At 48.9% G+C, this 5,959-nt stretch carries 7 protein-coding genes; 1 reads left to right on the top strand and 6 read right to left on the bottom strand.

Going from position 1 to position 5,959, the window contains the following annotated elements; all coding sequences use genetic code 11:
* Positions 1 to 253, bottom strand: a 253-nt coding sequence (locus WG89_RS25885) for a hypothetical protein (RefSeq protein ID WP_216638561.1), incomplete at its 3' end; no start/stop codon positions are given.
* Positions 254 to 440: 187 nt separating this feature from the next.
* Between WG89_RS25885 and WG89_RS25890 the strand changes: the two genes are divergently transcribed.
* The gene (locus WG89_RS25890; protein WP_062270559.1) at positions 441 to 1,397 is read left to right on the top strand and encodes a hypothetical protein; all 957 of its coding nucleotides are present in this window, start codon (positions 441 to 443) and stop codon (positions 1,395 to 1,397) included.
* A 213-nt stretch (positions 1,398 to 1,610) separates the two neighbouring features.
* Here the strand turns inward: WG89_RS25890 and WG89_RS25895 are convergent, their stop codons facing one another.
* From WG89_RS25895 to WG89_RS25915, 5 genes are all read right to left on the bottom strand, one after another.
* A complete protein-coding gene (locus WG89_RS25895; protein WP_062270564.1) occupies positions 1,611 to 2,072 on the bottom strand; it encodes an Hsp20 family protein in 462 nt (153 codons plus the stop codon).
* A gap of 167 nt (positions 2,073 to 2,239) precedes the next feature.
* The gene (locus WG89_RS25900) at positions 2,240 to 2,986 is read right to left on the bottom strand and encodes a sulfite exporter TauE/SafE family protein (RefSeq protein ID WP_062270560.1); all 747 of its coding nucleotides are present in this window, start codon (positions 2,984 to 2,986) and stop codon (positions 2,240 to 2,242) included.
* Positions 2,987 to 2,993: 7 nt separating this feature from the next.
* Positions 2,994 to 3,500 carry an 8-oxo-dGTP diphosphatase gene (locus WG89_RS25905; protein ID WP_062270561.1) on the bottom strand — a complete coding sequence of 169 codons (507 nt, stop codon included), beginning with the start codon at positions 3,498 to 3,500 and terminating at the stop codon, positions 2,994 to 2,996.
* A gap of 59 nt (positions 3,501 to 3,559) precedes the next feature.
* The gene (locus WG89_RS25910; RefSeq protein ID WP_062270562.1) at positions 3,560 to 4,237 is read right to left on the bottom strand and encodes a metallophosphoesterase; all 678 of its coding nucleotides are present in this window, start codon (positions 4,235 to 4,237) and stop codon (positions 3,560 to 3,562) included.
* A gap of 53 nt (positions 4,238 to 4,290) precedes the next feature.
* Positions 4,291 to 5,652 (bottom strand): DUF6829 domain-containing protein, encoded by a 1,362-nt coding sequence (locus WG89_RS25915; protein WP_062270563.1) that lies wholly within the window; start codon positions 5,650 to 5,652, stop codon positions 4,291 to 4,293.
* Positions 5,653 to 5,959: the final 307 nt, after the last annotated feature.

Consider the following 5,959-nt stretch of genomic DNA (forward strand, 5'->3'; position numbering starts at 1 on the left):
CGCCTTGCTGATAAGCCCGCTCACAGATTTTCTTTATGGCAGGGCCATTCAGGTCACTGTGAAGCCGATCGGTTTCAGCCAGCAGTCGTATATCGGCTTTGGTGTAGCGAGTCTGAAAGCCTCTTGTCGTACACTGGCGACGCTTCACGCTGCCTTTACTGATGTACTGGTTGATCAGTCGAGTCACCTGGGCTCTCGAGTAGCCACTGGCAATGGTCAGGTAGCGGCGGATCAAGCCTTTGTCTCCTAGCATCAGCCAGGCTGAATGCGATTATCCTATACTAGTACTCCATTTCCTGTCGGTCTTGCATTGTAGCGATGAAACGTCAGTCTGAATATGGAATTTCCCTCCAGGGTTTGGGGCGTTTCGTTTCCAGTCGACGTTCAGTTATCTGAGTTCTGCCACGAGTTATGATCGGGTTGAGATGGAGTTTTAATCGATGCCGCAACTGTTGTTCCTGAATTTTGATCACTGTTTTTTAAAGCATGTAAGCAAGCACTTGGTATTTCTGTGGCTGCTGCTGTTTATTGATCCTGCATTCAGTCAGGAACAAAAGTCTAATGAAGAGCCTGCTATCTGTCAGAAGCTGAAACCTCCTCGAAACAAGCCGGAAAAGCTGGTGGACTGGCTATTGGAAAACGGTCATCGTCTGAAGCAGGAAGGCTGTTGGCAGAGCCATATCCGTTACGGCACTCGAGGGATGGAAGAGGCCGCCATGAAGTCCCGTTTTCTGGACCGGGCGCGAATTGCCCTGAATGTTTCTTCCAGTTATTTCTATCTGGGCGATTATGACAATTGTCGCAAACTGGCTGAAGAGGCCGGGAACTATGCCAGGGAGCATCAGGACTGGAAAGAATACATCACCAGTCTGTACCTGTTATCAGGGGTTTCCAGAGCCCAGGGCCGTAAAGAGGCAGTTTTGTTTGCGGAAAAGGGATTGGAAGAACTTAAGAAGCATAAGCCTGATGATGCCTATCTAAAAGCCAAGATTCTTTACAACCTTGGAGGGGCTCTGAGTGATCTTGATGAACCCGATCTCGACCGTGCCAGATCTGCGATGCTTGAATCCCACAAGCTTTATCATGAAATGAACAACCAATACGAAATCGTTCGTTCCGGTTTAAGGCTGGCGAGGGTTGATTACCTCAAAGGAGACTACATCAGTGCATTGGCGGTGATTCAGTCGGTGGAAGTGCATCTTGAAAGACCCCGCTCCCGGATGCTCTATCACTATATGATGGCGAAGATTCTGCATCGCATGAAGAAGTGGGACAGGGCAAGAGCAGAAGCCCTTGAATCTCTGGCATGGGCTGATCGTTTGCACGCCCAGATAGATGAAGAGCGATCCAGAGCGTTGCTGAAAGCGATCGACAGCAAGACGTTTGTGAAAGACTGACTGATATACGACAAAGGAAGCAGGCCTCTCAGCCGTGCTCCCTGATAACTTAGGACTGTACAGAAATTAACGTCTTTCTCAAAACCCTCACAAAATCCGTTCGGGCTGAGCCTGTCGAAGTCCAATACCATGACCCTTCGACAAGCTCAGGGTGAACGGAATCCGCGACTGAATCGGACGTTATTCCGAGGCAAATCCTTAGCTTGTGAGAGTTCAGGCAGTTTCAGCGTCTAACAGCTTGTTCTGTTGGCTGATATTGATTTTTCTCGGCTTCATCGCTTCCGGAATCTCTCGTTCCAGCTCGATATGCAGCAGGCCATTATCCATGCTGGCGCCTGTTACCTTAACGTAGTCTGCTAATTGAAAACGGCGTTCAAAATTACGCTCGGCAATGCCCTGGTAGAGGTATTGACGCTCAGGGCCTGAAGTGTCTTTTTTACTCTGGATCAACAGCACATTGTCCCGGGTTTCAATATCGAGCTCTTCTTCAGAAAAGCCGGCAATGGCCATGGTAATTCGATACTGGTTGTCGTCCAGCAATTCGATATTGTAGGGAGGGTAGCTGTTTTGTTTTGCCTGCTGGCTGCCTGTCATGCTCTCAAGCATGTGAGCCACACGATCAAAGCCAATAGCAGAACGGTACAGGGGAGTGAAGTCTAAATCGATAGTACGCATGATCATATCCTCTAATGAGCAATATGTTTTTAAAGTGACCTTTCATTCGAACAGGTCGTGATTTTTGACGATCCTCCTATGAGCCATCGTCGTATTTATAGGTAAGGGCGCTTTTTGATTTTCCAACCCTGCATGTCCAAAAAATAATGAATTTTTTTCGAAAAAGCTTACAGACAGTCTGCCAGAAGCTTGATACCCGTGATGAACAGGCTGATGTAGAGAATTTTGTAAAAGAGATCGGTAGAGACCGTTTTAACTATTTTCATACCCATCCAGACACTCAAGGGGCAGAGAGGCAGCAAGAAGGCGGAAAATAACAGGTTCTCTGTCGTTAATTCGCCAAGACTGGCATAGGCGGGGAGCTTTACCAGATTCAGGGCGCCGAAAAAAATAGCCATGGTACCCGCCAGGTACTCTTTCTGCAGATTTAACGGGAGCATATAAATACTGAGAGGTGGTCCACCTGAATGAATGCCAAAGCTGGTAAAGCCACTGATGGTTGACCAGAAAATACCCGCTATTTTCCCAGGCTTGCGGCTTGAGCGGAAGTAATGACCCAACCATTGATTCAGGCAAAAGAGAATGGAAATCAGGCCAATCATGCCTTTGATTGACGTCTCGCTGAGAGAGGCAAAAACCATCAGCCCCAGGAGAGTGCCGAACAAACCTGGCAACAGAATGATTTTGATGATCGACCAGTCGATATGCTGTCGCCACCCCCAGATGGCAAACCCATCCATCACCAGCAGAAGCGGTAGAAGTATGGCTGCAGCCTGAACCGGAGGTAAGGAGAGTGACATTAATGGCACGGCAATCATGCCCAGGGCATTGCCCATACCTCCTTTTCCCAAACCGGTAATGATGACCGCAGGAACAGCGGTTATGAGAAAAGACAGCTCAGAAGGTAATAGCATGGTGCTGTCAGGTCAGCAGTTCGATCTCGTAATCCAGCATTTTATCTTTGTCGAACAGGTATCGACCCATGAAGTTCTTTTTCTTCAGTAAAAGAGGCAGCCAGCAACGGTCATCTTCCCACATTTCGTCATAGGGAATATCGTCAACATGGAACCACAGAGGAATGGCTTCGTCGGTTTCTTCCGGAATGCCGTCATAGTCTGATGCAGCAAAAGCGTAAACATGGATGGAGTATCCATCGATAAACTGGAACAGACACTCACCATGAAAGGCCATATTCAGGGGAGTAATTTTCAGTTCTTCCTGAACTTCACGAACCGCACACTCAAGAGTTGTCTCACCTTCTTCAAGCCGCCCACCCGGTCCGTTGATCTTGCCAGCACCCAGTCCCCGTTTTTTACGAATCAAAAGAATATGGTCGTCTTTAACGACAAACGTCAGGGTAGCGGGATCCTTGGCTTTCCAGTTTTCCCAGTCAATATCGGACAGTTTTTTGGCGGCTATGGGCTGCATGGCTGGCTCTGCTTTGTCGGTACCACAAAGACTCCAGTATAAAGCAGAGCGTTAAGAGATCAGGTATTAATTTTGTTGAGGTCAGACAGGGGAAACAGGGTCAAGGTGTTGGATGCAAAGGCTCCGGTATCAATAAAGTGAGAATTCCCCAAAGTCAGGGGTTCATCAACAATAGTGTGGCCACAAATAATATGGTCGACACCTGTCACCTGGTCGGTATTTCCGGTTTGAACTTTTGTTCTGGACCACATCAACAGCCGGGTCAGTTCAGGGTCTTTGGCTATTCGTTCCGGAGCCCATTGATGGAGAGGGTACTCTGCGTGGCAAAGGGCTACTCTGGTACCGTCATGTTGTTCTACCAGAATCAGGTAGGGCAGTGAGTCTACCCAGTTGGCAAACTCCAGCATTGTTTCGGTCGAAACTTTGAGGTGCCATTGGCCTCCGTTCAGTACCCAGTCCGCCAGAATGGCCGAGGATTCAGGGTTTCGGGCAATGGTTCTTAGAGTGTCTTCATGGTTCCCACAAACCGGATGGAACCAGGGCTCGTGGATCAGGGAGAGGCAGTCAGGTGATTTTGGGCCTCGGTCTATCAAGTCTCCGACACTGAAGCAGCGGTCTGCCTCAAAGTCGAAGTTCACTGACTCGAGAGTTTTGAACAACAAGTCATACATGCCATGGAGGTCGCCTATGGCAAAATCCCTTCCAGCCGGGTTTGGGCCAAAAGTTTGTAGAAACATAATGACTCCTGTGCAGTCCTTTGCTCTGGAGTTCGCTGGCAGACGAGTCTGCTTCAGGGCTGTTTCAAAGTGGCCAGACCGTTTTTGGGGTCAATCTGTATGCGGGGCCGGGTTGTTTTGAGCAGTGCCCGAACCTGTTTGTCATTGGCAAGAATCCGGAATGACAAGGGCATGGTTTCAGGCAACTCACCCGCTTTTCTGGCCTGTTCAGCGGTTTCCAGAGCGTTCAGATAAAATGGCAGAACCTTTTCTACTGTTTCGGCCAGGTCGCTGATAATCAAAGCATTGGCAAATACTGCGGGAGCGTATGTGGGGGTCGCATAGGAGGTGGTTTGAAGCTGGGATTGCACATGGCTGACCCAGCGCTTCTGCTGTTCATTAGACAGCTTTCTGAAAGCTTTTAATAACTGGCTGCCTTCTTCTGGAGTAAACAACCTCATCATGGCTGCCAGGGCACCCAGTGCCTGAATTTCCTTTGAGGATAACCCTTTGTATTCCGGGAGCTTCAGCCATTGAGCTCGTTCAACCAGGTAAGGAGGAATAGGGTTAAAGTCGGGGTTTTCCTGAAGCTTATCCAGTTCAATCTTGATCTGATTCATAGACCGAAAAGTATTCTCCGTCAGGTACAGAGAGCCTTTGGCACTGACATGGCCCCTGAATCCGGCAATATTATCCATCCAGTAGGCATACCAGAGGTTGAGGTCTTCCCGCTTTAACTGGCCACTGCGAAACCCCTCTTTCAGGGTGGTGTACATATTCAGGGAACCTTCGTTATACATCATGTGCCGTAGGTGGCTGCCAGGCAAAAATACAATGGTGAACTTGCGACCGTCTGAGTGATATTTTTTGGCAATGGCTTTGGCCAGAGGGTAGATACTGGTGGCTTTTTCAGCGGTGACTGCCAGAAACTGGCTGCTGTCTTCAGGCAGCTTCTTGCCCAGAGCCATTGAAGCTCTCCCTCTGGCAGTGGGTGACAGGGTGACGGCACTGATCAGGGCTGCGGCCTCCAATGTATCGTAGGATTCTGCATCCAGCCCGCGAATCAAATCAGAAAGCTGGTTGAAATGCTTTTGGCTTAACGCCGCCAGGTCCAGATCTTTCTGAGGCAATATAAAGGCGTCGTAATCAGCCTCAGTGCCTGATCGAAGCAGTTGCAGGGAGTACAGACGTGAAAGCGCTCGGGGAATTTCCCTGTGAATACCTGATGGCAATCGGTCTGCCGACATCTCAGGTGTGATGTTGGGGTTATCCATGGCCCAGCTGAGCTGTTCAATCTGGCTGCTGGTGATGTTCAGAGCTTTGCCGTAAGTGATAAGAACGTACTCTCTGATCAGGTTGACGGCTTCGTTGGCTTGAATGTTCAAACTGAGCAGAATCAACAGAGGCAGAACAAGGTATTTGACCAGTATTTTCATGGCAGAAAGGGCAATTGGCTAAATGCCTAAGCATAGCAACCGGAAAGAAATCTGCCGTGTGAGAGTCTCTTCCAATATGAAATGAGCCTGAAGAAGGGGCTGGTTTCTAACATGAAATGAGCCGACTTCAGCACTGTCGTTCATGATGAGGATATGAAAATCATCATGAACACCCATTTCATCAAAACCCTGGAGGATGTAAGAAGCCTCCTTTCACAAGCAGACTGTCTGGAGCCCGGCTGGGACTCCAAGGACGAATGTTACCGTTGGATTGAGCTAACCCTCAGCCACTTCAAATACCGTTCCC

The organism is Endozoicomonas arenosclerae (genome assembly GCF_001562015.1).
GTDB classification, from domain to species: Bacteria; Pseudomonadota; Gammaproteobacteria; order Pseudomonadales; family Endozoicomonadaceae; genus Endozoicomonas_A; species Endozoicomonas_A arenosclerae.